The 24,790-nt window shown below is 70.5% G+C and carries 27 protein-coding genes and 1 riboswitch; of the genes, 15 read left to right on the top strand and 12 right to left on the bottom strand.

Going from position 1 to position 24,790, the window contains the following annotated elements; genetic code table 11:
* Window positions 1-2: 2 nt before the first annotated feature.
* The 3 genes from H4W81_RS36135 to H4W81_RS36145 all read right to left on the bottom strand — a co-directional run bounded on the left by H4W81_RS36135 (window position 3) and on the right by H4W81_RS36145 (window position 2,293).
* Window positions 3-326, bottom strand: a complete 324-nt coding sequence (locus tag H4W81_RS36135; RefSeq protein WP_192778897.1) for a rhodanese-like domain-containing protein — start codon at window positions 324-326, stop codon at window positions 3-5.
* Between the two features lie 210 nt (window positions 327-536).
* The gene (locus H4W81_RS36140; RefSeq protein WP_192778898.1) at window positions 537-1,607 is read right to left on the bottom strand and encodes a sensor histidine kinase; all 1,071 of its coding nucleotides are present in this window, start codon (window positions 1,605-1,607) and stop codon (window positions 537-539) included.
* Window positions 1,604-2,293 carry a response regulator transcription factor gene (locus H4W81_RS36145; RefSeq protein ID WP_192778899.1) on the bottom strand — a complete coding sequence of 230 codons (690 nt, stop codon included), beginning with the start codon at window positions 2,291-2,293 and terminating at the stop codon, window positions 1,604-1,606. The genes H4W81_RS36140 and H4W81_RS36145 overlap by 4 nt, the downstream gene beginning before the upstream one ends.
* A gap of 59 nt (window positions 2,294-2,352) precedes the next feature.
* Here H4W81_RS36145 and H4W81_RS36150 point away from each other — a divergent pair, with 59 nt between their 5' ends.
* The 3 genes from H4W81_RS36150 to H4W81_RS36160 are packed head-to-tail and all read left to right on the top strand — an operon-like array spanning window position 2,353 to window position 3,386.
* Window positions 2,353-2,520 carry a hypothetical protein gene (locus H4W81_RS36150; RefSeq protein WP_192781481.1) on the top strand — a complete coding sequence of 56 codons (168 nt, stop codon included), beginning with the start codon at window positions 2,353-2,355 and terminating at the stop codon, window positions 2,518-2,520.
* Window positions 2,521-2,742 (top strand): DUF6412 domain-containing protein, encoded by a 222-nt coding sequence (locus H4W81_RS49620; protein ID WP_192781482.1) that lies wholly within the window; start codon window positions 2,521-2,523, stop codon window positions 2,740-2,742.
* Between the two features lie 29 nt (window positions 2,743-2,771).
* Window positions 2,772-3,386, top strand: a complete 615-nt coding sequence (locus H4W81_RS36160) for a YidC/Oxa1 family membrane protein insertase (RefSeq protein WP_192778900.1) — start codon at window positions 2,772-2,774, stop codon at window positions 3,384-3,386.
* Here H4W81_RS36160 and H4W81_RS36165 read toward each other — a convergent pair.
* Window positions 3,356-3,802: an ATP-binding protein gene (locus H4W81_RS36165; RefSeq protein ID WP_397127719.1), complete on the bottom strand. Its 447-nt coding sequence runs from the start codon at window positions 3,800-3,802 to the stop codon at window positions 3,356-3,358. The genes H4W81_RS36160 and H4W81_RS36165 overlap by 31 nt on opposite strands.
* A gap of 135 nt (window positions 3,803-3,937) precedes the next feature.
* Window positions 3,938-5,776, bottom strand: a complete 1,839-nt coding sequence (locus tag H4W81_RS36170; protein ID WP_192778901.1) for a sensor histidine kinase — start codon at window positions 5,774-5,776, stop codon at window positions 3,938-3,940.
* 62 nt (window positions 5,777-5,838) lie between these two features.
* On the opposite strand from H4W81_RS36170, the gene H4W81_RS36175 reads away from it, so the two are divergent.
* The gene (locus H4W81_RS36175; protein WP_192778902.1) at window positions 5,839-6,381 is read left to right on the top strand and encodes a methylated-DNA--[protein]-cysteine S-methyltransferase; all 543 of its coding nucleotides are present in this window, start codon (window positions 5,839-5,841) and stop codon (window positions 6,379-6,381) included.
* On the opposite strand, the gene H4W81_RS36180 is transcribed toward H4W81_RS36175, so the two are convergent.
* Window positions 6,378-7,724 carry a purine-cytosine permease family protein gene (locus H4W81_RS36180; protein WP_192778903.1) on the bottom strand — a complete coding sequence of 449 codons (1,347 nt, stop codon included), beginning with the start codon at window positions 7,722-7,724 and terminating at the stop codon, window positions 6,378-6,380. The genes H4W81_RS36175 and H4W81_RS36180 overlap by 4 nt on opposite strands.
* A riboswitch (TPP riboswitch) is annotated at window positions 7,714-7,824 on the bottom strand. (Overlaps the previous gene by 11 nt.)
* Window positions 7,825-8,354: 530 nt before the next feature.
* Window positions 8,355-8,750 carry a hypothetical protein gene (locus tag H4W81_RS36185; protein ID WP_192778904.1) on the bottom strand — a complete coding sequence of 132 codons (396 nt, stop codon included), beginning with the start codon at window positions 8,748-8,750 and terminating at the stop codon, window positions 8,355-8,357.
* Window positions 8,751-9,076: 326 nt separating this feature from the next.
* Here H4W81_RS36185 and H4W81_RS36190 point away from each other — a divergent pair, with 326 nt between their 5' ends.
* Genes H4W81_RS36190 through mptB form a run of 3 tightly spaced genes read left to right on the top strand, consistent with a single transcriptional unit; the run spans window position 9,077 to window position 11,661 of the window.
* Window positions 9,077-9,424, top strand: a complete 348-nt coding sequence (locus tag H4W81_RS36190; protein WP_192778905.1) for an STAS domain-containing protein — start codon at window positions 9,077-9,079, stop codon at window positions 9,422-9,424.
* A complete protein-coding gene (locus H4W81_RS36195) occupies window positions 9,421-10,137 on the top strand; it encodes a glycosyltransferase family 2 protein (protein WP_192778906.1) in 717 nt (238 codons plus the stop codon). The genes H4W81_RS36190 and H4W81_RS36195 overlap by 4 nt, the downstream gene beginning before the upstream one ends.
* A 45-nt stretch (window positions 10,138-10,182) precedes the next feature.
* Entirely contained in the window at window positions 10,183-11,661 is a 1,479-nt protein-coding gene (mptB, locus tag H4W81_RS36200; protein WP_318782223.1) for a polyprenol phosphomannose-dependent alpha 1,6 mannosyltransferase MptB, read from the top strand.
* Here mptB and H4W81_RS36205 read toward each other — a convergent pair.
* Window positions 11,561-13,750, bottom strand: coding sequence for a hypothetical protein (locus H4W81_RS36205; protein ID WP_192778907.1), 2,190 nt, complete (start codon window positions 13,748-13,750; stop codon window positions 11,561-11,563). The two genes, mptB and H4W81_RS36205, sit on opposite strands and share 101 nt — an antisense overlap.
* Window positions 13,751-13,809: 59 nt before the next feature.
* Between H4W81_RS36205 and H4W81_RS36210 the strand changes: the two genes are divergently transcribed.
* The 5 genes from H4W81_RS36210 (at window position 13,810) to serS (ending at window position 17,916) form a co-directional block, all read left to right on the top strand.
* Window positions 13,810-14,994, top strand: coding sequence for a glycosyltransferase 87 family protein (locus tag H4W81_RS36210; protein WP_192778908.1), 1,185 nt, complete (start codon window positions 13,810-13,812; stop codon window positions 14,992-14,994).
* 13 nt (window positions 14,995-15,007) lie between these two features.
* Window positions 15,008-15,424 carry a DUF4446 family protein gene (locus H4W81_RS36215; protein WP_318782225.1) on the top strand — a complete coding sequence of 139 codons (417 nt, stop codon included), beginning with the start codon at window positions 15,008-15,010 and terminating at the stop codon, window positions 15,422-15,424.
* Window positions 15,425-15,437: 13 nt separating this feature from the next.
* The gene (gene pheA, locus H4W81_RS36220; protein ID WP_192778909.1) at window positions 15,438-16,358 is read left to right on the top strand and encodes a prephenate dehydratase; all 921 of its coding nucleotides are present in this window, start codon (window positions 15,438-15,440) and stop codon (window positions 16,356-16,358) included.
* 56 nt (window positions 16,359-16,414) lie between these two features.
* Window positions 16,415-16,591, top strand: a complete 177-nt coding sequence (locus H4W81_RS36225) for a hypothetical protein (protein ID WP_192778910.1) — start codon at window positions 16,415-16,417, stop codon at window positions 16,589-16,591.
* Between the two features lie 62 nt (window positions 16,592-16,653).
* On the top strand, window positions 16,654-17,916 hold the full coding sequence (serS, locus tag H4W81_RS36230; protein WP_192778911.1) for a serine--tRNA ligase: 1,263 nt from the start codon (window positions 16,654-16,656) through the stop codon (window positions 17,914-17,916).
* 322 nt (window positions 17,917-18,238) lie between these two features.
* On the opposite strand, the gene H4W81_RS36235 is transcribed toward serS, so the two are convergent.
* Complete coding sequence (locus tag H4W81_RS36235; RefSeq protein ID WP_192778912.1) at window positions 18,239-18,784, bottom strand: TetR/AcrR family transcriptional regulator; 546 nt, start codon at window positions 18,782-18,784, stop codon at window positions 18,239-18,241.
* A gap of 89 nt (window positions 18,785-18,873) precedes the next feature.
* Here H4W81_RS36235 and H4W81_RS36240 point away from each other — a divergent pair, with 89 nt between their 5' ends.
* The gene (locus tag H4W81_RS36240) at window positions 18,874-20,016 is read left to right on the top strand and encodes an FAD-dependent oxidoreductase (RefSeq protein ID WP_192778913.1); all 1,143 of its coding nucleotides are present in this window, start codon (window positions 18,874-18,876) and stop codon (window positions 20,014-20,016) included.
* A 64-nt stretch (window positions 20,017-20,080) separates the two neighbouring features.
* On the opposite strand, the gene H4W81_RS36245 is transcribed toward H4W81_RS36240, so the two are convergent.
* Window positions 20,081-20,284 carry a cold-shock protein gene (locus H4W81_RS36245; RefSeq protein WP_183652851.1) on the bottom strand — a complete coding sequence of 68 codons (204 nt, stop codon included), beginning with the start codon at window positions 20,282-20,284 and terminating at the stop codon, window positions 20,081-20,083.
* 224 nt (window positions 20,285-20,508) lie between these two features.
* Between H4W81_RS36245 and H4W81_RS36250 the strand changes: the two genes are divergently transcribed.
* Window positions 20,509-21,318 carry a Cof-type HAD-IIB family hydrolase gene (locus H4W81_RS36250; protein ID WP_192778914.1) on the top strand — a complete coding sequence of 270 codons (810 nt, stop codon included), beginning with the start codon at window positions 20,509-20,511 and terminating at the stop codon, window positions 21,316-21,318.
* Here H4W81_RS36250 and H4W81_RS36255 read toward each other — a convergent pair.
* The gene (locus tag H4W81_RS36255; protein ID WP_192778915.1) at window positions 21,309-21,830 is read right to left on the bottom strand and encodes a bacterial proteasome activator family protein; all 522 of its coding nucleotides are present in this window, start codon (window positions 21,828-21,830) and stop codon (window positions 21,309-21,311) included. The two genes, H4W81_RS36250 and H4W81_RS36255, sit on opposite strands and share 10 nt — an antisense overlap.
* A gap of 5 nt (window positions 21,831-21,835) precedes the next feature.
* Window positions 21,836-22,792, bottom strand: a complete 957-nt coding sequence (locus H4W81_RS36260; RefSeq protein ID WP_192778916.1) for an NAD(P)H-quinone oxidoreductase — start codon at window positions 22,790-22,792, stop codon at window positions 21,836-21,838.
* A gap of 115 nt (window positions 22,793-22,907) precedes the next feature.
* On the opposite strand from H4W81_RS36260, the gene H4W81_RS36265 reads away from it, so the two are divergent.
* Entirely contained in the window at window positions 22,908-24,773 is a 1,866-nt protein-coding gene (locus H4W81_RS36265; RefSeq protein WP_318782227.1) for a MinD/ParA family ATP-binding protein, read from the top strand.
* The last annotated feature ends 17 nt before the right edge of the window (window positions 24,774-24,790 follow it).

Consider the following 24,790-nt stretch of genomic DNA (forward strand, 5'->3'; position numbering starts at 1 on the left):
CTTCAGGCCACGAACGGGGGCTGGCCGGTCTCGCTCACCATCGGCTTGCGGGCCAGCTCCCACGACTGCATGCCACCGCCGACGTTGACGGCGTCGCGGCCGATGTGGTTCAGCCAGGCGGCGGCGTGCGCCGAACGGCCGCCCACCCTGCACACGACGTAGACCGGCTGGTCGGCGGGCACCTCCTCGACCCTGGCCTGCAGCTCGCCCAGCGGGATGTGCACCGCCTCGGGGGCGTGGCCCGCCACCCATTCGCTCTGCTCGCGGACATCCAGCAGGTAGGCGTCGGCGGGCACGTCGGTCACTGCGATCTCAGGAACGGTCATGCTTCCATTCTCGGTGAGCCGAACCCATGACCACGCCGTCTTCCCAGACCAGGGGGTTGGGGCCGAGGTCTTCTGGGGTGTGGGGGAGGGGAGCCGGCCGAGCCCCATGGCTGCGACATCGCCGCCGCGCTCGACATTCACGCCGAAGGCCATCGCCTTCGGTCCCTGCACCGCGAGGCGGGAGCATCCCCGGCGGGAGAGGTCACGTCCTCAGGACGCCACGGGCAGGCGGATCTCGAACCGGCATCCAGGGCCCTCGTTCACGGCGGAGACGCTGCCGTCGTGCGCGGCCACCAGGCCCTGGGTGATCGCCAGTCCCAGACCTGCTCCCCCGTCCCTCGTCGGCGTGCGGGCCTTCTCGCCGATGAAAGCGACATCGAAGACCCTGGGCAGATCCTCTTCGGGGATCCCGCCACAGGCGTCGGTAACCGTCAGGCAGGCCAGCCCACCCTCTACGGAGACGTTCACGGCGACTGTTCCCCCCGTAGGGGTGTGCCTGATGCCGTTCACCACCAGGTTGCGCAGCGCTCTGCCCAGCGCGCCCGCGTCAGCCGACACCGCCACCACCGCCGGCGTGGCGCACAGCCGCACACCCTTCTCCACCGCCAGCGCCTCCACTCCGGCCACCGTGTCCGCCACCAGATCGCCCAGCCCGATCATGGACTTGTTCAGCCGCAGCGAGCCCGCGTGGATGCGTGAGAGCTCGAAAAGGTCGTCCACCATCGCCGACAGGCGCTCCACCTCCAGCCTGATCTGGGTGGGATACCGGCGAGCGTCGCCGACGCCGTCCTCCAGCGCCTCGGCCATAGCCCTCATCCCCGCCAGCGGGGTCCGCAGGTCATGGCTCACCCAGGCGACCAGCTCCCGCCGCGCCCCCTCAAGCGCCCGCTCCCGCGCGTACGACTCCTCCAGGGTGCTGGCGATGGCCCGCAGTTCGGCGGGCAGCCCCTGCGGCGCGACGAAGGAGGGTTCGCGCACCGCCGCCGCCAGCCGCCTGCTCGCCGCCACGATCTGCCTGGCCAGTACGAACGCCACGCCGAGGCCCACGAGCCCGCCCACCGCCACCACGCTGAGCACGAGGTCCCTCGCGGCGCCGTCGATGACCATCCTCATGGTGATCGCCGCGACGCCCGCCACCGTCGCCAGCACCGCGACCGCCACGACGACGGCGAGCATGACGCCGATCGACCGGGTGCGCAGCCGCCACATCAGCGCGAGACCGGCCGCCGCCACCACCACGCCGAGCCCGGCGGTGACGGTCACGATCTCGAGAAGGGTCATGACAGCGGCTCGTACCTGTAGCCGACCCCCCAGACCGTGACGATCCTGCGCGGCACGGTGGGGTCGGGCTCGACCTTCTCCCTCAGCCGCCGCACGTGCACGGTCACCGTGGAGGAGTCGCCGAACGACCATCCCCACACCTGGTCGAGCAGGGCCGCCCGGCTGAAGGCCTGGCGGGGGTTGCGCATCAGGTAGGCCAGCAGATCGAACTCGCGGGCGGTGAGGAGGATCTCCTTGTCGCCGAGCCGTACCTCGTGAGCGCCCACGTCCACGACCAGGTCGGCGTCGCGCAGCACCCCGCTGCCGCCGGTGACCGAGGCGCCGCGCGCCCTCCGCAGCACCGACTGCACGCGCAGCGCCAGCTCGCGAGGGCTGAACGGCTTGGTCACGTAGTCGTCGGCGCCGGTCTCGAGGCCGACCACGCGGTCGATCTCCTCGCCGAGCGCGGTGAGCATGATCACCGGTACCGGCCAGCGCTCCCTGAGCTTCTTGCACACCTGGAGGCCGTCGACCTTGGGCAGCATGAGGTCGAGCACCATCAGGTCGGGCGGGTCGGCCAGCGCCCTGCGCAGCGCCTCGGCCCCGTCGCCCACGCAGTCGACCTGGTGGCCGTCGCGTTCGAGATAGCGCGCCACCACCTCGGCGACGGTCGGGTCGTCGTCGACGACCAGGATGCGGGTGCTCACTCAGCCACGGTACGGCTAATCCCCTCGCGGACGCATGGTCCAGGACGTACGGTAGCCCCATGGGTCGAATGGTCATGCTCGTCGCAGGCGCCCTGCTGGCGCTCTGGGTGCTCTTCGCGTTCGTCGTGCCCATGATCATGGGCTTGCTGAAGCTCGCGCTGATCGTGGGCGTGATCGCGGTGATCGTCTTCATCGCCGTCTCCCTGGTGGGCAGGACGGCCAGGTAAGTGTTCCAACTCGTGCTGGCGGATCCCGCCGGCCTGGTGCTGATCGCCGGGCTGGTGCTGATCCTGCTCGCCGTCTGGGCGAGCGGCGTGCTGCTCGCCCAGCGGGGCGGCACGCCGTCCTTCCCCATGGCCTACGCCAGGAAGACGGCGTTCCTGCGCCAGCGCGATCCCGACGCGGCGGGCAGACCGCGCCCCAGAGCTCCGTCATCGCACTCCTTCTAGAAACGAAGACCTTTCTATGAGGAGTTGTGATGATCGATTCTTTTGTCATGTTCATCACCGGCTTCGGCGGTAACACCGCGCTGGTGATCGTGCTGTTCACGCTGGCCGTACGGCTGCTGCTACTCCCGCTCAGCATCAAGCAGGCGCGCGCCGCCAAGATCCGCATGCGGCTGGCGCCGCGCCTGCAGGAGCTGCAGAAGCGCCACAGCCGCAATCCCGAGCGGCTGAGCAAGGAGATGTCGGCCCTCTACGCCAAGGAAGGCACCTCGCCGTTCGCGGGCTTCGGTCCCGCGCTGGCGCAGATGCCGTTCCTGTGGTTGATGTATCAGGTCGCCACCCACCCCCTGATCGGAACGGACCTGCTCGGCCGGCACCTGGCCGCCGTGGTCGCGCAGTACGGCCTCATCAGCTGGCCGGTGCTGGCTTTCGCCGGCGTCATCGTGGCGATCGCGCTGATCGCCTGGTACACCTCCCGCAGAATGGAGGCAGGACAGCTCAAGATCCTCAAACTGCTGCCCTACGGCACAGTGATCGCCGCTGCCGTGCTACCGCTGGCCGCGGGGATCTATCTGCTGGTCTCGACCGCATGGACGGCCGGCGAGCGCCGGGTGCTCTACCCGGCTTCCTTGAGCGCGGCGACCTGACCGTTGGCGTGCTGACCGTTGGCGTGCGGGGCGGGGAGCACGGCCCATACCGTGGTCGTCTCCCCGTCGTGCCGGACGCCCCAGCTCTCCGCGACGTATTCGACAATGCCGAGGCCGCGCCCGCCGAGTGACGACATCGTGGGACGGCCCGCACGCGGCTCGGTCGCCGCGCCTCCGTCACTCACCGCCACCTCGACATGATCATCGCTCCACAGCCACGCCACCCTGACCATGCCAGAGGTCAGCGGACGCGCATGCCGTAGCGCGTTGCTCAGCAGCTCGCTCACCACCAGGACCGCATCATCGATCGCGGTGGTGTAGACCCCCCACTCCTGCAGGTCAGTGCAGAGACGCTGGCGCGCGACGGCGACGCTGGACAGTGCGTACGGCAACATCACGACGCTCGACACACCCACCTCCCCGCTCCCATGTCCCCCCAGGGAACGCCCCCGGATACGACCGAAATGCCCCGTTACACAGTCCCAGAAACCGTGTCTCGATCACAGCTTGTACACATTGGACGATAGATCAGCGCATCCGTGACCGGCTCGTTACCGGCCCGGTGTGTCGTCCGCGATAGTGAGAGCAAGTCGCATCCGAGTGCCTCCACCTGGGCGGGGATGGGCGGTGACCTCGCCGCCCTGAGCCCTGACCAGACTGCGCACGATGTAGAGCCCGAGCCCCACACCGCCGAATCTGCGCCGGTCACCGCTGTCGACCTGGACGAAACGCTCGAATATTCGGTCACGGTCATCCGCGGCGATGCCGACACCTTCGTCGTCCACCACCACGATCACGTGCCGTTGCTCCGCCCACGCCTCGACACTGATCAGCCCGCCGTTGGGTGAGTACTTGAAGGCGTTCTCGAGCAGCTGCCCGAGCACGATGTCGGTGGCCAGCGCGTCACCCCGCACGTCGGGCAGCCCGTCGGGGATGACCACCTCGACCCGGTGCCTGTCGGACAGCACGGGCAGGCCCAGCGTGGCCGCGCGCACCCGCTCGGACAGGTTGAAGGTCTCGACGCGGACCGCGAGCTCCTCGGCGCCCGCGCGGGCGCCGAGCAGCAGGTGATCCATGAGCTGCCCGAGCGATCTGGCCCGCTCGGCGATCGTGTGGACGGCGGAGCGGCGTTCCGGATCGGTCAGCTTGTCCCAGCGCGAGTCGAGCGTGCTGGCGAACCCGCGCACGATCGTGATCGGTGTGCGAAGTTCGTGGCTGGTCGTGGCCAGGAACAGATCCTTGGCCTCCTCCAGTTCCTTGGCCGTGGTGATGTCGCGGAAGTCGACGACGATCTCCCCCGTCTCCTCGATCTTGGCGCTGACCACGTCGAGCCAGCGCCCGTTGGCCAGCTGGAAGGTGAGCTTCTCGCCGGGCTCGGGCAGCGGGAAGGGCGGCGGCCCGCCGATGACCTCGTCGACGGGGATACCGGTGAGCTCACCGGCTGCGGGGTTCCACTGGACCACCCTGCCGGGCTCGTCGAGCACCGCGATGCCGTCGGCGCTGGCGTCGAAGACGGCCCGCTCGTGCGCCCGCTGCCGCAGCGCCTCCTGGTAGGCCATGGCGTTGCCCACCGCGATGCCCGCGTGCCCGGCCAGCAGCTCGAGCAGCTCGAGCTCGACATGGCCGGGCTTCCGCTTGGCGAACAGCGCGTAGAGCGCGCCGTAGGGACGGCCGCCCACCGCGGCCAGTCCGAGCGCGATCGTGTGCAGGCCGGGCAGCTCCGCCCAGACCAGGTCGTCGAGGCCGCTCGACTCCAGCATGACGGTCTTGCCCGTGCGCATGAGCTTGCCGACCAGGCTGCTGCGCAGGTCGGAGGTGGCGTTCCTGAGCGTCTCGGGCAGTTGGTAGGCGCTGACCAGCCTCAGCCGTTCGTCCTCGATGAGCACGAATCCGCCCGCGTCGGCCCCCGTCAGCTCGGTGAGGCTGGCCGCGATGCGGTCGAGCACGGCGGGCAGCTCCAGCTCGGCGTTGATGTCGCCCACGACGTCGGTGAGCCTGCGCACCAGCCTGGCCCGGTGCGCGCCCCTGTCCCTGGCGACGAGGTCGTCCTCAGGCAGATGGTGGACGTGCACGTAGCCGATCACGGCCGTGCCCTGGAGCAGCGCGCTGGTGTCGACCCGCACGTCGAGAACCGTGCCGTCCCTGTGGAAACGCTTGGTGCGCAGCGAGACCTCGCCGCCGGTGCGCACCCTTTCGAGCACCGCGTTGTGCTCGGCGGTCAGCTCGCCAGGGACGATCGGCGCGCGCCGCCCGACCATCTCCTCGGTGCTCCATCCGAACAACCGCTCCGCCGCTGGGTTCCAGACCAGCACGGTCTGGTCCCTGTCGAGCACGACGACCGCGTTGGGGGCGCTGGAGAGGACGGCAGCGGCGATCTCCTCGTCACCCACGCTTCCATACTGCCCGTGGCGCGCCTGCTCCGTAGGCGGATCCGTCCGATACGCTGCGGGTTATGTCGGCCGGCGACCTCGAAGCCCTGCTGAGGGTCACCTCAGCCACCTATCGTGCTGGGCGGTCGCCTGACGTGGCCGTCGGCACCTACGAAGGCGCGCTCGGCAGGCTGGTGCTCGCGGTCACCGGCAAGGGCGTGGTCGCCTGCAGCTTCGAGGACGAGCACACGATCGTCGAGCGGCTGACGCGCGTGGTGGGCGGACTCGTCGGTCCTGACGCGCGCCGCCTCGACCCGGTGCGCCGCGAGCTCGACGCCTACTTCTCCCGGCGCCTGCGCGCCTTCACCACCCCCGTCGACCTGCAGCTGGCCACGCCGTTCGCGCGCACGTTGCTGCAGATGACCATGGCTGTGCCGTACGGCACCAGCACCACCACCGCCGACCTCGGGGCGCGCATCGGACGGCCACAGGCGCTGCGCGCGGTGGGCAACGCGCTGAACGCGAACCCGGTGTGCGTGATCGTGCCATGCCACCGGGTCCGCGACCGCGAGAGCTATCCGGGCGGGGCGACCGCCCTTGAGCGCCTGCTGAGGATCGAGGGTTAGCGCCTGCTTCGCCGTACGAGGCCGATGGCCAGGGTGATCAGGCCCGCCACCAGGAACGCGCCCACGGCCGCGCTCATCCACGGCTGCCTGGTGAAGCCCAGCGCCGTGCGCGCGCCGTCCCAGATCGCCGCCCACCAGCTGATCGTCGAGGGCGCGGCCAGCAGCCACCAGGTGACGAAGCCCAGCGCCCACGGCGCGACCATCGGCCAGCGCGAGGGGGCGTTCTCGCTGGTGTTCCAGGTCTTGCCGCGGCCGAGCAGGAAGTAGTCGACCACGAGAACGCCCAGCATCGGCACGAAGACGGCGCCGATGATGCTGAGGAAGGCGCTGTAGGAGTTGACGTCGACGAGCAGCGCCACGCCGATGGTCAGCACGCCGATCGCGACCGAGAAGAGGCGCCGGTCCACCCGGGGCATGAGGTTCTGCAGGGACATGGCGGTGGAGTAGACGTTCGCGAAGGACTGGTCGGTCTCGCGCAGCACCAGGATCCCGAAGAAGAGCGCGCCCAGCGGAGCGGCCACGAACGGTCCGAACACCGTGGTCGGGTCGTTGAGCACGGCGTCGTGCCCGGCGATCGCCACCGCGTACACACCGATGGCCAGGCAGGCGACCTGCGCGATCGTGTAACCGCCGACGACGCCGGTGAAGGCGGCGCGGCTGCTGCGCGAGTGCCTGGCGTAGTCGGCGGCCACCGGTACCCACGACACCGACAGCGCGATCACGAAGTCGACGGCGGGGGCGAAGGCGTCCCACGTGCCGCCGGTCTGCGCGGGGGCCTCCCGCAGGAAGACGACGGCGAACCAGACGGTCGAGATGATCACGCCGATCGTGACGACGCGCCTGATCAGCCTGATCGCGCCGAGCGGGTAGATCGTCAGACCGGTGGTGATCGCCCCGGCGAGGAGCACCCAGACCGCGTACGGCACGGCGTCGCCGAAGATGGCCTGCGCGCCCATCGAGATGACCCACAGCTCGAAGGCGCCCCACCCGAGCATCTGAATGATGTTGAGCACGGTCGGGACATACGAGAGCCTGGCCCCGAACAGCCCTCTGAGCAGCACCATCGCGGGCTGGCCGGTCTGCGCGCCGGGGATGGCGGCCAGGCCCACCATGGCGGTGCCGACGAGGCTGCCGACGACGGTCGCGGTGACCGCGGCGGTCATGGACAGCGGGTTGTCGTCGAGGAGCGGGTTGATGAGGAACAGCGCGAAGGAGAAACCGAGAAGGCTGACGCCGAGATTGGCCCAGAAGGCGCCCTGGTCGAGGACACCGAGCGTCTTGGGCGCAGCCTCGTCGAGGGTCAGGGGGACTTCTGCACGCTTGGGGTCGATGACATGCGTCATCACACGCTCCCTACGCCGGCATTACCCGGACAGGTTCATGCGGTCGGCAACGGCAGTTGCCCTCTCAGCCCGGTTGCCCCGAGCTCCCGCGGTTTGGACTTGTGAGTGCGGCCGGGGTCTGCCCAGCTCGCGCCCCAATAATGCACTATTCGTCCGTCTTCAACCACCCCACGGCTCTTCACGCTATGTCTCGCACTGGCGTCGGCGGACGTCCACCGACGTACAGCTACGTGCGCGGCGGTAGCTGTACTTTCCAGCCTTACGATCCGCGACTGCATCGCCCTACTGGAGAGCGAGGCCGCGTGATGGCCAAAAGACGCGCGCGAACACGCGCCAACGGCGAAGGGACCATCTCCAGGACGAGGCGCGGCGTGGACCTGCGGCCACGAAGACTCCCACGTTGGAGGCACGAGCCGTCTACTGGCTCAAGGAGGTTGTCATAGGGCCCAACCATGCGCTGCTGACCGTGGTGACCTACGAGACATATCCGCGGCGGCGTACATCGAACAACAGCGCCGACCGATCTGACGGCGCCATCCCCTGACGGGGACCGCATTCAAGGCAGAGGCCTGCTGTGGACCTTCGGTAAGGACGCCTCCCATTTCACAACCCCATGCATGGTGACCCTCCTCAGGCCGACTCGGGAAGCGCCTGGATGGGTCCGAACGAGTCGGAGAAGGCGCGGAAGGTCGGGCATGGCCAGCGCCACATGCAGCTGCGACATCTCAGGATCGGATGGGTGGGATCACTGGTGATGCCGCCGGCGTCGCGCGGCTGGTGCAGGTCAAGGAGGCGCAGGCCGAGCTCCGTGAACGCGAGCAGGTCGTCGCGGGCGTCGGTGAGGAAGTCGAGGTCCTCGGTCGACAGCCGCGTGCGGACGGGAACGAACCCGTCGTGGTTGACCAGCCCCCGAAGGCGCGCGGTCTCCTCGCGCCATGAAGCGGCCTTCTCCGTGCGGACCAGCATGGCCTCCAGGTGTTCACGTAGTCGCTGGCGGATGGGGTCCTCGTAATGGTCATCGTTCATCGACTGCTCCCGCGGCGGCCCGGGGCACGCAGGCCGGAGACGAGTCGTGAGCGAGTGGGTTGCATGGCGTCCTCTCCCTGAGATGCAGGCGCCGGGGCAGGGGTGCGGAGGACCTCCAAGCCGGGTATCCCTGCCGGTCAGGAATGCTGACGCGACAGGCATGGAAGCCGTTATCACCTCACCCCTCTCCGGTCCTTGCCGGTTTCACACTGTCAAGCTTCGCGTACTCTGCGTTTTCATGGGGCCGAAACGGGGGACAAAAACCAGACCGCCCCCTATCGGCGTGAGAACGTGACCCGGAGCCCCGACGCCGCTAGCCTGCCCATGTGGAGCTCAAGGTCTCGACTCGATCACATGCCGGCCATGCCCTCGTGGAGATCGCCGGTGAAATCGACCTCTATACGGCGCCCCGCCTGCAGTCGGAGTTCACTCGACTGCTGCAGGACGGGCCCAGCCGTGTGGTCATAGACATGTCCGGGGTGGATTTCTGCGATTCCACCGGCATGAACGTGCTGCTCTCGGCGCTCAAGCGGGTCAGGGAGCGCGGCGGGCAGCTCGAGGTGGCCGCGCCGCGGCCCGCAGTCAGGAAGATCCTGCAGGTCACCGGCCTCGACTCGGTGTTCACCGTGCACGAGGAAGTGCCTGAGGAGCTGCTGATCTCCGAGGGCTCGTGACCGACACCGCGGTCATCGTCCCCGCCAAGGACGAGGCCGAACGCATCGGCGCGACCGTCGCGGCGGCACTCGAGCTGCCGGGCGTCGATCTCGTCGTGGTCGTCGACGACGGCTCGGCCGACCAGACAGGCAGGATCGCGCGCGCCGCCGGCGCCAGGGTGGTCCGCCACAGCCGCAACCGCGGCAAGGCAACCGCCATGGAGAGCGGCGCGGAGGCGGTGCGGCTGCTCGACGGTCCCGTGCCCAGACACCTGCTCTTCCTCGACGCCGATCTCGGTGAGACCGCCCGCGCCGCCTCCGCACTGGTGGAGCCGGTACGGGCGGGCGAGGCGGACATGACCATCGCGGTCTTCGCCACCAGGGTGAAGCTGGGCGGCCACGGCCTCGTGGTCCGACTCTCCCGCGACGGCATCAAGCGCGCCTGCGGCTTCTCCGCCACGCAGCCGCTCAACGGCCAGCGCTGCCTGACCAGGGAGGCCTTCGAGGCGGCCCAACCGCTGGCGCACGGCTTCGGCGTGGAGACCGGGTTGACCATCGACCTGGTGCGCAAGGGCTTCAGGGTGGTCGAGGTCGAGGTGGAGATGGCCCACCGGGCGACGGGCAACGACTGGCACGCGCAACTGCACCGCGCCAGGCAGCTTCGCGACGTGGCGCGGGCCCTGGCCGTGCGCGAACCGGTGATCCGCGACAACCTCGCCAAACTCCGGCCGTAACCGGCTCGGGTGCGGGCTGTCCTCGGGGTGTGCTGGAATCTCCGGGTGACATCGCAGACGGGGACCGAGGCGGGGCCGGGGCTGGTCGCGCGCGCCGCGCCCGTGCTCGTCGCCGGGTCCGTGCTGCTGACGATCATCATCGGGCTGCTGGGGCCCTCGGCCATGGTGCCGGGGCTCGGCGGGCCGGGCTGGCTGCCGCCGTACTCCCTGGACGCGCGGCCCGCGCCGCACCTCGTCGTCGCGCTGGGGGCGCTCGCCGTCGCCCTGGGCGGACTGGGACTCCTCTGCGGCCTGTGGCGCCCGCACAGTTCTCAGGGCGGAGCGCGCGCCCTGGTGCTGGGCGGCTGTGCGGCCGCCGCCGTGCTGGCCTTCCTGCCGCCCTCGGGGTCGGCCGACCACCTCAACTACGCGGCCTACGGTCGCATGGTCACACTCGGGATCGACCCCTACACCAGCGGCGCCGCCGACCTCCCCGGCGATCCCATCGCGGCGGCCGTGGAGCAGCCGTGGCGGGAGGAGCCCAGCGTCTACGGACCCGTGGCCACCGCGGTGCAGGCGCTGGCGAGCTGGGTCGGCGGCGACTCCGTCAGGCTGACGATCTTTGTGATGGCGCTGGTCAACGCGGCCGCGTTCATCGCCACGGGGCTGCTGCTCGACCGCCTCACCCGCGCCGACCCACGGCTGCGGCTGCGGGCCGCGCTGCTGTGGACGGCCAACCCGCTGCTGCTCTACCAGCTCGTCGCGGGGCTGCACGTCGACACGCTGGCGATCGCCTTCATGGTGGCCGCGCTGGCGGTGAGCGCCCGAGGTCCCGCCCTCGCGAGCGCCGCCGTCTCCCCAGGACGGCTCGCCGCCTCGGGAGCGCTGCTCGGTCTCGGCGTGGCGGTGAAGCTCAACGTGGGTCTGGTGGCGCTCGGACCGGCGTGGGAGCTGAGGCGGCGGCCCAAGCGGCTGGCCCTGGTCGCGGGCGTGGCGCTCGCGGTGGCCGCGCTCGGCTACCTCTGGGCCGGGGCGCACGCCTTCGACCAGGTGAGCAGGGCGGGCAAGGCGATCTCGCACGCCTCGTCCTGGAAGCTCGTCCAGGGGTGGTTGCAGGCGGTCGTCGGTGAGGGGAGCGCCTATCGGGGCGAGATCCAGGTGGGCGCGCTGGTCGTGCTGGCCCTGCTGGCCTGGGCGCTGCTCAGGCTCGCGCCGCCGCCGGCCGACGCGGCGAGGGTGGCGGCGGTCGCCGTCGTCGCCTACGTGTTCGCGACGCCGTACATCCTGCCGTGGTACGACGGGCTGGCGTTCGCGCTGGTCGCCCTGGTGGCGGCGTCGCGGGTCGACCTCTTCCTCACCGCGCACCTGACGCTGCTGTCGCTGGCCTACCTGCCTGCCAGGGTGGACGGCCAGCCCCCCGACCTCGAGTGGCTCAGGACGGTCGTCAGGCAGCAGGTGGTGCCGTGGTCGCTGCTGGCGCTGACGGCGGGTCTGGCGTGGTGGGCGTGGCGAGCTGGAGCGCGCGCACGCACGCGGCCAGAGTGAGCGGCACGGCCACCGTCAGCGCCATGGCGGGGATCGCGATGCCCGAGTCGTTGACCAGGAAGCCGACGAAGGCGCAGGTCAGCGCGCCGAACAGGCCCGCGCGCAGGGTCGGGGCCAGGCCGTAGGCGCGGCCGAGCGCCGAAGCCCCCCACCGCGAGGGCCGGTCCAGGACGAAGAACAGGAAGGCCAGCGCCACCAGGGACAGCAGGGTGAGCTGCCAGTTGCCGACGGTGATGCCGATCATCGAGCTGAACTTCCGCCACACCACGGTCAGGGCCTGCCCGTCGATGATCTGCTGGACGAAGGTGCCCAGGTGGGTGCGCTGGTCGGCGGCGCGCAGCCAGTCGGCGAAGGCGATGGCCCCGATCAGGACAGCGCCCGCCAGGCCGACCAGCAGCAGTTTGACCAGCGAGACCCTGCGGCCCGAGAGCAGGATGAGGAAGACGGCCAGGCCGATCACGAACGCGGGCACCCCGCCGAAGTCGGCGCCCCACCCGGGCCAGCCGTCCGCGAACACCGCGAACGCGCCGTAGGCCGCGCACAGCAGCACCACCACGATCCTGCGCAGGCGGCCGAGCAGCCACTGGGCGATCCCGGCCAGGGCGAGGACGGTGCCGGTGGCGTAGACGGCGAAGGCGATGTTGCTGAAGCCGTAGAAGCGGCCTCCGGTGACGGGTTCGTACCCCGTCACGGCGTTGACCTGGAGCCTGGAGCCGGTCATGACGTCCAGGAGGAGGGCCACCGAGGTGACGCCCGCGACCACGGTGAGCGGGCCGAGGACGTGCGCCCGCCACGGTCCCGCGAACGCCAGCGCGGTGATGAGCCCCGCGAAGGCCAGGATCGTGCCGATCAGCGCGGGCATCGCGGCAGGCAGGCTCCACCACGGCACCAGCTGGGCCAGGAAGGTGGAGACCGCGACGGCGCCGCTGACCACGGCCACGACCTGGACCGCGGCCAGCACCCGCGAGCTCGCCGCGTCCTCGACCGGCGCGTCGGCGCCCAGAGCGGACCGGCGCCTGCGCAGGACGAGCGCGGCGACGGCGTAGAAGAGCACCTGCACCGCCACGAAGACGGCGAAGAAGGGCCCCCGCACCTCTCTGAGCACCTGGCTGGCGAGGTCCTCGTCGGCGAGGCGGGTGACGGTCTCGGCGACGGTGGGCGGCGCTTCGCCGCCGTTCTCCCACGCCCGACCGACCACGCCCGCGGGCACCGTGAGCCCCAGGTTCCTGATCGCGGTCGCGGTCAGGTCGGTGATCGTGACCAGCGCGTCCTGGCGGGTCGAGGTCGCGGTCAGGAACCCGTGGCGGTACGGCCCGCCGTGCGCGAGGGCCACGTGCAGGTGCGCGGCCGTCGAGGTGTCGGAGAGCCCGGCCACCAGGACCGTGGTGCCGGCGGGCAGCCGGTCGAGGAACGCGCCGATGCTGCGGTCGGCCGCGGCCGCGGCGGCCTGCCTGGCGGCCACGGCGAGGTCGGGGGGTACGCTGTCCCGGTCGGCGGGCAGCGCCGTCCACGCGCGGGCCAGCTGGTCGGCCTCCATCACGATCAGGTCGTAGGAGGCGGGGTCGGCCAGTCCTTCGGGGGCGTCCGCGTAGGCGCCGACCTTCCCCGACCTGTTGGCCGCGCCGAGGGCCGCGCCCGGTCCGACGGCCGCGACCCTGCCGCCCGCGTCCTCGACGGTCTGTCCCAGCGTGCCGAGCACGGCGTCGTAGCCGGTGCCCGCCTGGAAGGCGGTCAGCTCGGCCCAGCCGGGTACGGCTCCCGCCGTGGGCGCCCCCGGCATGACGCAACCGGGCGCGCCCGCGCGCTGGCCCGCCGACACCGTCAGCCAGCCGGCCATCGGGCAGGAGGTGCCCCTGTTCGGCGGCGGGACCACGCGGGTGGACAGCGAGGCGGCGGCGCCCCCGCCGACGAGCTTCCAGAGGTGCGGTGTCCGCGCCTGGTCGAGGTCGCTCCACTGCAGCCCGGGCACGCCGACGACCGCGACCCTGCGCTCCACGGCGGCGCCTGCCGTGGAGGAGGCCGCCCCCACGAGGAGCGGAAGCAGGGCGAACAGGCCCAGGCACAGGCGCGCCAGGGTGCGGTACGGCATGCGGGGACCCCCAGAGTCAGCGCCCGAGAACGGCTAGAGCCACGGTAACGTGCCACATCGTGACAGGTGGTGTAGCGCCCTCGATCAGGCGCCGATGGTGGCTGTGGCCGCTGGCCTTGGCGCTCGTCGGGCTGGCCGTGTGGCCGCTCGTCGAGACGTGGCTGACCAACGCGGACGACCAGCGCCTCGTCGACCTCGACGTCTACCGCACCGGCGGCCAGATGGTGCTGGAGGGCCGTCCTGTCTACGACTTCATCACCCCGGCTCCCCAGCTGCTGCCCTTCACCTATCCGCCGGTCGCGGCGCTGCTGGCCGTACCGCTGGCCTGGATGTCGTGGGAGACGGCGCAGTGGGTGTGGACGGCGGGCGTCTACGCCGCGCTGGCCGTCACCGTCGGCTTCGCGTTCCGGCAGGTGAACAGGAACCCGCTGGTGTTCGCGGTCCTGATGGTGGCGTGCGCGTACCTGATGCCGATCCGCGACCAGGTGCGCTTCGGGCAGGTCGACATCCTGCTCGTCGCCCTGTGCCTGGCCGACTGCGTGGCCAAGCGGCCGTGGTGGCCGCGCGGGTTCCTGATCGGCCTGGCCACGGCCGTGAAGCTCACGCCCGGTGTCTTCCTCGTCTACCTGCTGGTCACCAGGCAGTGGAAGACGTTCTGGATGGCGGCCTTCTCCACCGCGGCGTTCACGCTGATGCCGTTCGCGGTCATCCCTCGCGACGCGGTCGACTTCTGGTTCAGGGCGCTGCTCGACCCCGAACGCCTGGGCGCGAACGCCGCCACCACGAACCAGTCGATGCGCGGCATGCTGATCAGGCTCTACCTGAACGACTGGGTGACGTCCGCGCTGTGGCTCGCGCTCGTGGCCGTCGTCGCGTGGTACGGCTTCCGCTTCGCCCGCGAGGCCCTCGACAGGGGCGACACCATGACCGCAGTCGCGCTGGTCGGGCTCATGGCCGTGCTGCTGTCGCCGGTCGCCTGGATCCACCACCTGGCCTGGGTGGTCGTCGTCCTCGGCGCGCTGGTCGGCAACGGGAGCGACGTGGTGCGGCTGCGCGTGGCGGCGGGGGTATGGCTCTACTACGTGGTGCCGATCCCCTGGTGGGGCGTGGCGATCAAGGCAGCCGAGATCCCGGTCGTCAGCCCGCTCATCGGGAAGATCGTCCAGAACGCCTTCGGGCTGGGCGCCATAGCCCTCGTCTGGCTGCTCGGGGTCTGGTTGCCCAAACGACGCCAGATCTTGTGACACTCTTGGTGATGTGTTGATTACTCTCTGGATGGTCGTGGGCGCGCTCGCCGGGGTCAGCGGCGTCGTCATCGGATACGTCGCGCTCAGGCAGGCGCGGGCGGCCGTCGACGACTGCCAGCAGATGATCGCCAGGCAGGCCGGCGAGAGCAAGGGCGACCTCAAGGCCATCCGCGACGTCGCGGTCTACCGCTACGACGCGCTGGCGGAGATGACGGGGCGGCTCTCCTTCTCCGTCGCGATGATCAATGGCCTGGGCGACGGCATCGTGCTCACCTCCATCAACGGACGCTCCGAGACCCGCACGTACGTACGCCCCGTGGTAAGCGGAAAGGGTCAGCAGCCGCTGTCTCCCGAGGAGGAGGAAGCCGTGCGGGCGGCCAGGCTGGGTCTCGGTCCCGAGTTCGAGCCCCAGATGGCCAGACGTTGATTACCCTGTAGTTATGTCTCGTCTCGCCTACCTGGGGCCAGAGGGCACCTTCACCGAAGAGGCCCTGCGGCTCATGGAGCCCGACGCCGAGCGCCTGCCCTGCGCCACAGTCGGGGCCGCGCTCAACGCGTGCCGCTCAGGCGAGGCCGACGGCGCCGTCGTCCCGCTGGAGAACTCACTCGAGGGCGCGATCACCACCACGCTCGACGAGTTCGCGTGGGGAGAGCCGCTGCTCATCTCCGCCGAGCTCCTGCTGCCCGTCCGGTTCTCGCTGCTGGCCAGGCCCGACACCCAGCTCTGGCACATCAAGCGCGTCTACACCCACCCCGCCGCGATCACGCAGTGCAGGGCGTTCCTCTCCCGCGAGCTGCCCGACGCGGTCGTCGTGGCCGCGCCGTCCACGGCCGCGGCCGCGCAGGAGGTGTCACTGCCGGGCTCGCCCTACGACGCTGCGATCGCGGCGCGCATCGCCGGCGAGCACTACGGCCTGGTCGAGGTGGCCACCGACATCGGCGACCGCTCCGACACCGAGACGCGTTTCGTCAGGGTGTCGCGGCCGGGGCCGCTGCCCGAGCCGACCGGCTCCGACCGCACCACGCTCGTGGTCTTCCTCACCGACGACCACCCGGGCGCGCTGCTCGAGATGCTGACGGAGTTCTCGGTGCGCGGGGTCAACCTGAGCCGCATCGAGTCGCGTCCCACCGGCGAGGGCATCGGGCGCTACTTCTTCCACTTCGACTTCGAGGGCCACGTGGCCGACGCCCGCGTGGGCGAGGCGATCGCGGGCCTGCACCGCATCTGCGGCGAGGTGCGCTTCCTCGGCAGCTACCCGCGGGCCGACGGCGTGGCTCCCCGCATCAAGAGGGGTACGGCCGACGGCGACTTCGCCGAGGCGGGCGACTGGCTGGCGAAGATCAGGTCCGGTCAGGTCTAGCGTCGCGCACAGCGCGCGCTCACCAGGTGGACAGGCCGGTCGGGGGTCTCAGCGCCGTGTCAGCCTGTGCCAGCGGGCGGCGCGATCGTGGGCGGCATGCACACGAACACGACCAAGACCCGGGTCCGCCGCCCACCCTCACCAACGTGCCCTTCGTCGTGGTGCCCCTGACCTCGCTGATCGCCATCGTGTTCCTCGCCCTCCCGTCGTCGAACGCCTACTTCCGCAAGTAGCGGTCCTGTGCCGTACGGGATATCGGGTGTGGCGGCCCTGTGCGCATAGGTAGCCTTGGGGGGTGATTGACCTGCGTACCCTTCGTGACGACCCCGACCGGCTACGGGCTTCGCAGCGTGCCCGCGGTGAGGACGACACCGTCGTCGACACGCTGCTCGACCTGGACGAGCGCCGCCGCGCGGCGCTGACCTCCTTCGAGTCCCTGCGCGCCGAGCAGAAGTCCATGGGCAAGTCGGTCTCCAAGGCCTCCGGCGAGGAGAAGCAGGCGCTGCTGCGGCGGGCCAAGGAGCTCGCGGGGCAGGTCAAGTCGGCCGAGGCCGAGGCCGAGAAGCTGGGCGCCGAGCTCGAGGAGCTCATGGCCACGATCCCCAACATCGTCGAGCCCGAGGCGCCCCACGGCGGCGAGGACGACTACGTCGTGCTCGAGACCGTGGGCGAGCCCCGCGGCTTCGACTTCGAGCCGCGCGACCACCTGGAGCTCGGCGAGCTGCTCGGCGCCATCGACATGGAGCGCGGCGCCAAGGTCTCCGGCTCGCGCTTCTTCTTCCTGCGCGGCGTCGGCGCCAGGCTGCAGCTCGGCCTGCTCAACATGGCCATGCAGCAGGCGATCGAGTCGGGCTTCATCCCGATGATCACGCCCGTGCTGGTCAAGCCCGAGACCATGGCGGGCACCGGTTTCCACGTCGCCCACGACAAGGAGATCTACCGTCTGCCCGAGGACGACCTCTACCTCGTCGGCACCTCCGAGGTCTCGCTGGCCGGCTACCACGCCGACGAGATCCTCGACGGCGCGCAGCTGCCGCTGCGCTACGCGGGCTGGTCGTCCTGCTTCCGCCGCGAGGCCGGCTCCTACGGCAAGGACACCCGCGGCATCATCCGCGTCCACCAGTTCGACAAGGTGGAGATGTTCTCCTACGTCCGCCCCGAGGAGGCGGCGGAGGAGCACCAGCGGCTGCTGGTGTGGGAGAAGGACATGCTGGCGAAGATCGAGGTGCCCTACCGCGTCATCGACACGGCCGCGGGCGACCTGGGCATGTCCGCGGCCCGCAAGTTCGACTGCGAGGCGTGGATCCCCACCCAGAAGCGCTACCGCGAGCTGACCTCGACCTCCAACTGCACCGAGTTCCAGGCCCGCAGGCTCGGCGCCCGCTTCCGCGACAAGGACGGCAAGCCCCAGCACCTGGCCACGCTCAACGGCACGCTGGCCACGACGCGCTGGATCGTCGCCATCCTCGAGAACCACCAGCAGGCCGACGGCTCGGTCGTGGTGCCCAAGGCCCTGCGCCCCTACGTGGGCCTCGACGTGCTGGAGCCGGTGAAGTAGCGGTCCGCCCGGCGGCGACCAGCTCGGTCGCCGCCGCGGCGTCGCGCACGCGCAGGCGAGGGTGATCGCGGCCGTTATCGCGATGGGCCTGCAGACCCCCCTCGTCGTCACCCCGTCCCTTCTGGCCTCGGATCCACCACGCGACGGCGAGGGCCGGAAGGGCCAGGAGGTGCGTGGGATCGGCCAGGACGCGCGAAGGGCCCGCCACGAGGGTCCGGGCATGGGAAGCCACCTCCGCGCCCGTTGCTGTGCCTTTGACGGCCGCGAAGAGGGCCGCTGTCACGTGGGCGGCCGCCGCGTCGGCCCTGCGGCGCTCGAGGAGTCACTCCGTCAGGTAGCGCTGGATCGTCGGGCCGAGCCAGGCGACGATCTCCTCGCGCGTCATGGCCACCACGGGTGGCAGGCGCAGGATGTAGCGGGTGAGGGCGAAGCCCAGGATCTGGGAGGCGGCGAGGCCCGCGCGGGCGGGGGCCGTGGCGGGGTCGGGGCAGAGCCGGGCGGCGAGCGGGCCGAGCTGGGTGGCGAAGATCTCGCGCATCCGCTCGGCGGCGGCCTCGTTGGTGACGCCGGTGCGCAGCAGCACCTGAAGGGCCTCGTTCGCCTCCCACAGGTCGAGGAAGTGCAGGACCATCGCGGTGCCGACGCGCTCGCGCGGTGTCGCCGCCAGGTCGGGGAAGTGCAGGTCGAAGTGGGCCGCGGCGGCGAAGAGCTTCTCCTTGTTGCCGAAGTAGCGCATCACCATGGCGGGGTCGATGCCGACGTCGGCGGCGATGCCCCTGATCGTGGCCTTCTCGTACCCGTCGGCGGCGAAGCGCTCGCGGGCGGCGGCCAGGATCGCGGTCTTGGTGTCCTCGGACGATCTCCTCATGTCAACAACTGTAGGCCAACACATGTTGACATCGCTAGCCGGTCGAGGTCATAGTGATGCCAACAAGCGTTGACCAAGAGGAGGTCACCATGAACGCCACCACCGACGTGCTCGTCATCGGAGCCGGGCCGACCGGCCTCGCCGTCGCGGTCTCCCTCGTTCAGCAGGGCTTCGACGTCACCGTCGCCGACGCCCAGGCCGAGGGGGACAACACCTCGAGGGCGGCCGTCGTGCACGCCAGGACGCTGGAGGTGCTGGAGCCGCTCGGCGTCACGGAGAAGATGACGGAGCTCGGCATCCACTCGCCGCGCTTCACGATCAGGGACAGGGACAGGGTGCTCGTGCCCGTGGACTTCACCCGGCTGCCCACCGCCTACCCGTACACGCTGATGATCTCCCAGGCGGACACCGAGCGGATCCTGCTCAGCAGGTTCGAGGAGCTGGGCGGACGGGTCGCCAGGCCGTACCGGGTGGTGGAAGTGGAGCAGGAGGGCGAGGGCGCGACGGCGACCTTCGCCGACGGCAGCGTGGTGCGCGCCAGGTACGTGGTCGGCGCGGACGGCATGCACAGCACAGTGCGGGAGCAGGCGGGGATCGGCTTCACCGGCGGCACGTACGCCGAGTCGTTCTCCCTGGCGGACGTCCGGCTGAGCGGCGGCGTGCCCGCGGACGAGGTCGAGCTGTTCTTCTCACCCGAGGGGCTCGTGGTGGTCGCGCCGCTGCCCGGCGGCACGTTCAGGATCGTGGCCACGGTCGAGGAGGCGCCCGAGCAGCCCGATGTGGCCTTCGTGCAGAGCCTGCTCGACGCACGCGGCCCGGTGAAGGAGCGCGTGGTGGTCGAGGAGGTCATCTGGGGTTCGCGCTTCAGGGTGCACCACAGGGTCGCCGACGCCTACCGGTCGGGGCGGGTGGTGCTCGCCGGCGACGCGGCGCACGTGCACAGCCCCGCGGGTGGGCAGGGGATGAACGCGGGGCTCCAGGACGCGGCGGCCCTGGGGGAGGCGCTCGGCGCGGCGCTTCGCACCGGCTCGGCGGCTCCGCTCGACGCCTACGCGGCCGTGCGGAGGCCGGTGGCCGAGCAGGTGGTGACGTTCGCGGGGCGGCTCACGGCGCTGGCGACGGTGAACCGCAGGCTGCGCCCGCTGCGCAACCTCGCGCTGAGAGGCCTGGCGGTCCTGCCGGTCTTCCGCGAGAAGCTGGCCTGGCGGCTGTCGGGGCTGGTGTATCGGTGAGGACCCCCGCAGACGAAAAGAGCGGGGATCCGAAGATCCCCGCTCTCATCTCGTAGCTATCAGGTCAGATGGCACGGACCTGGGAGGCCTGCGGCCCCTTCTGTCCCTGCGTGATCTCGAACTCGACCCGCGCCCCGTCTTCAAGGCTGCGGTAGCCGTTGCCGACGATCTCGGAGAAGTGCACGAACACGTCCGGCGCACCGCCGTCCGGGGCGATGAAGCCGAAGCCCTTCTCAGCGTTGAACCACTTGACGGTTCCCTGAGCCATAAAAGCTCTCCCTCAGGATGTGTATCTATGGGACCCGCACCTCGCGAATCCCGGTGTGTCGTATACAGCAGGCACCCGGGGTGGCTCAGACAATCTCATGCCGGTTTTCACTACGGGATCAGCTAATACAACGCCATCACATCTAACACCATTCCGCCGCGTTGGTGTTCCCTCCGCCAGGAAGATTTTGGACGGCGGCAGCACAGGGCAAACTGGAAGCTGTTATGCCGAGCCTCTCTCCTGCCCCGCGACTCGTGGCCACCGACCTCGACGGAACCGCCCTGCGCGCCGACGGAACCGTCTCCTCCCGCACCGCCGCCGCCTTCGCGGACGTCGAGCGAGCTGGGGCGATGCTGGTGTTCGTCACCGGTCGTCCGCCCAGGTGGATGCGGGTGGTCGCCGACGCCGTGCGCCATCACGGACTGGCCATCTGCGCCAATGGCGCCCTTGTCTACGACCTCCACACCGAACGGATAGTCGAGTCTCACCTCATCGAGCCCGAGGTGCTCGAAGAGGTCGTCGCTCAGCTTCGAGCGAACGTGCCCGAACTGGCATTTTCGGTCGAGTACGAAGGCGGATTTGCGCATGAGTCCGATTTCCGGCTCGGCGGCATGGACAGCAAGGCCGTGGCCGGGCTCAGAGTGGGCGCCTCGACGCTCACCTCACGCCCCTGCGCCAAACTCCTCGCACTTCATCCCGAGATGGACCCCGACAGCCTGCAGGAGGCCGTACAGGAACTCGTGGGGCACCTGGTGACCGCGACCCACTCCAGCGGCAGGGCGCTGATCGAGATGAGCGCGCAGGGCGTCACGAAGGCCTCGGCGCTGGCGGCGCTGTCGTCGAAGAACGGCATCAAGCCCGACGAGGTGATCGCGTTCGGGGACATGCCGAACGACCTGCCCATGCTCGCCTGGGCAGGCACGTCCTACGCGGTCGCCAACGCCCACCCCGACGTGCTCGCCGCGGTCGACCATGTGACCGCGGCGAACGACGACGACGGCGTGGCCCTCGTGCTGGAGAACCTCTACAGGTAAGGACCCGAGCCGCTGGCCCGGTGCGAGTCCTGCGGGAGCCCGCCGGGCAGCGCCTTGCGCATCTGCTCCAGCTGGGCGCGGGCGGCCATCTGCTGCGCGAACAGCGTGGTCTGGATCCCGTGGAACAGCCCTTCGAGCCAGCCGACCAACTGGGCGTGCGCGATGCGCAACTCGGCGTCGCTCGGTGGCGTGCCGTTGTCATCGGTGAAAGGCAGCGACAACCGTTCGAGCTCATCGACCAGTTCGGGCGCGAGACCGTCCTCGAGCTCCTTGATGGAGCTCTCGTGGATCTCCTTCAACCGCTTGCGGCTGGCTTCGTCCAGAGGCGCGGCTCTGACCTCCTCCAGCAGCGTGCGGATCATGCTGCCGATGCGCATCACCTTGGCTGGTTGCTCGACCAGGTGGGTGACCGACCGCTCTTCCTGCTCACCGTGCTCAGCCTTATCGCCCTGGGCGCTGAAGCCCTCGGGTCCCACCACCACGATGTGGGGGGTGTTCTCCTCAGCGTTCATAGCTCTCAACCTACTAGCAGGATCTTTCCGACGTGCTCTCCTGAATCGAGCATCTCGTGCGCCTTGGCCGCCTCGGCCATCGGCACCCGCGCGTGGACGACCGGCCTGATCGCGCCCGCCGACACCAGCGGCCAGACGTTGTCCACGACCCCGCGGACGACCACGCCCTTCTCGTCCGTGGGCCTGGATCGGAGCGTGGTGCCATGCACGGCGGCGCGCTTCCTGGTCAGCATGTGGAGGTCGAGCTCGCCCTTCGTGCCGCCCTGGAGGCCGATCACGACCAGGCGTCCGCCGGTCTTGAGAGCTTTGACATTGCCTGGGAGATATTTGGCGCCCATGATGTCGAGGATCACGTCCGCCTCGACCCGCTCGGCGAAGTCGTCGGTCCGGTAGTTGATCGCCTCGTCGGCCCCCAGCTCCAGGCAGCGCTCGGCCTTCTCCGGCGAGCCGACCGTCACCACCACGCGTGAGCCGAACGCCTTGGCGAGCTGGATCGCGGTCGTGCCGATGCCGCTCGCGCCGCCGTGCACCAGCAGCGTCTCCCCGCGCCGCAGCCTGGCGGTCATGAAGACGTTGGACCACACCGTGCAGACCGTCTCGGGCAGCCCCGCGGCCTCGGTCAGCGACAGCCCCTCAGGCGCCGGCATCACCTGCTCCCACGGTACGGCGACGCGCTCCGCGTACCCCCCGCCGGACAGCAGGGCGCAGGCCCTGTCGCCCACCGCGAACCCGACGACGTCGGGACCCACCTCGGAGATCACTCCGGAACACTCGAGCCCCGGGTACGGCGAGGCGCCGGGCGGCGGGTCATAGAAACCTAGCCGTTGGATGACATCGGCCCTGTTGACCGCGGAAGCCGTGACATCGATCACGACTTCTCCCCGCTCAGGACGTGGATCCGGCACCTCCTGCCACTCCAGAACCTCTGGTCCGCCGGGCTTGGTGATGACAATCGCTCGCATGTGACCCAAGGTAGCCCTGCGGGGAACTTGTGGGTTGCCTGCGTTCAACGGAACACAGGGCGTTAATCTGCAATGTGTTTGCTACCCCTTTACACCCATCCCGAGGGGGAACACGGTGGCAAGACACGATCGCGAAGAATCTCTCGAGGAACAGCTCGCCTGGCTCGACGCCATCAAGGAGAACGACGAGGAACCCGTCAAGGTCAGCGCCAAGACCGGCGCCGTTGCCACGGACGAGACCGTCGTTTCGCCATATCCGAAGGACCCCTGGCTGTCGGTGCCCACCGAGCAGGACACTCCGACTCCGCCCCTGTTCAGGGCCGCGGTCGACTCCGTGTACGGCCCCGCCGCCGCGGAGGAGCTGCCCGCCGAGGAGGCGGAGGCGGCCGAGTGGTTCGAGTCCTCGATCGAGGTGGAGCGCCCTCCGGCGTTCGGCAGGGACGACGACGACGCCTTCCTCGCGCCGTTGAAGCCGCTTCCCCGCCCCGACGACACCGACTCCTACCGGATGGGCGCGTTCGACCCGCCGGCCGAGGAGCGTCCCGAGCCCCAGGGCAGCATGTTCGACCCGCTGCCGCCCGAGGAGCGCACCGACCCCTCCTGGCCGCGCCCGCCGTGGCCGCAGCCGGCGGCGGAGAGCTTCGAGGGCATCGCGGACGTCGAGACCGTCCAGGGCGAGCTGGTTCCTGACGACGACGCTCCCGAGCCCGGCCTGCCGCGCCACGAGGAGCCCGAGCCCCGGTTCGAGGCGTTCCGCTTCGACGACCCGCTGCCGCGCGAACCCCGTGCCGCGTTCGGCGACTCTCCGCCGCGTGAACCCCGTCCCACGTTCGGCGACTCCCTCCCGCGTGAACCCCGTGCCGCGTTGGGCGAGTCCCTCCCGCGTGAATCCGGTGCCGCGTTCGGCGAGCCCCTTCCGCGCGAGCCTCGCGTCCAGGAGGAGCCGCCCTCGGCGGAGGTGGCCGTGCAGGAGGAGCCGTTCCCCGTACGCCGCCGCTCCCAGCCGCCGGTCCCCGCCTTCGCCGTGCCCGCCCGTCCCGCCGCGGGTGACCGGCCCACCGCCGAGAGCCTCGACCCCGACTCGCTGCTGCGCGGTCGTCGCAACGCCCCCTCCAAGGGCTGGCGCCGCCTGATCTACAAGGCCTCGGCCGGGTGGATCAAGCCGGGCGAGCCGCCCGAGGTGCGCCGCCGTCGCGCCCTGGTCGCCAGGGCGCGAACCCCCGTCGCGACGGGACACCACCGCGTCGCGGTGCTCAGCCTGAAGGGCGGCGTCGGCAAGACCACGACGACGGTCGGCCTCGGCGCCACGCTCGCGCAGGTCCGCGGCGACCGGGTGATCGCGGTCGACGCCAACCCCGACCGCGGCACGCTCTCGGACAAGCTGGAGCTGGAGACCTCCGCCACCGTGCGCGACCTGCTCAACGAGCGCGCCCAGGTCAAGCGGTACGTCGACATCAGGGCCTTCACCTCGCAGGCGCCCTCCCGCCTCGAGGTGCTCGCCTCCGACCGCGACCCCTCGGTCTCCGAGGCGTTCAGCGCCGCCGACTACCAGCAGGTCGCCCAGGTGCTGGAGAACTTCTACTCCATCTGCATCACCGACTGCGGAACCGGACTGCTCCACTCGGCGATGTCGGGGGTGCTCGGGCTGGCCGATCAGATCGTGCTGGTCAGCTCGCCTTCGGTCGACGGCGCGCGGGCGGCCTCGGCGACTCTCGACTGGCTGGAGGCCCACCACTACGGCGACCTGGTGAGGGACGCGACGGTGGTGCTGTGCAGCGTGCGGCCGAGGTCGAAGTCGGCCGTGGACATCGCCAAGCTCGAGGCGCACTTCGCGGCGCGCTGCCGTACGGTCATCCGCGTGCCGTACGACCCGCACCTGGAGGAGGGCGCCGAGATCGACCTCGACCGGCTGCAGGAGCCGACGAGGGAGGCGTACCTGCAACTCGCCGCCGCCGTCGGGGACGGCTTCGCGGGAGCGTGAGCGGAAGGTAGGCGACG

The organism is Nonomuraea africana (assembly GCF_014873535.1).
Lineage (GTDB): Bacteria > Actinomycetota > Actinomycetes > Streptosporangiales > Streptosporangiaceae > Nonomuraea > Nonomuraea africana.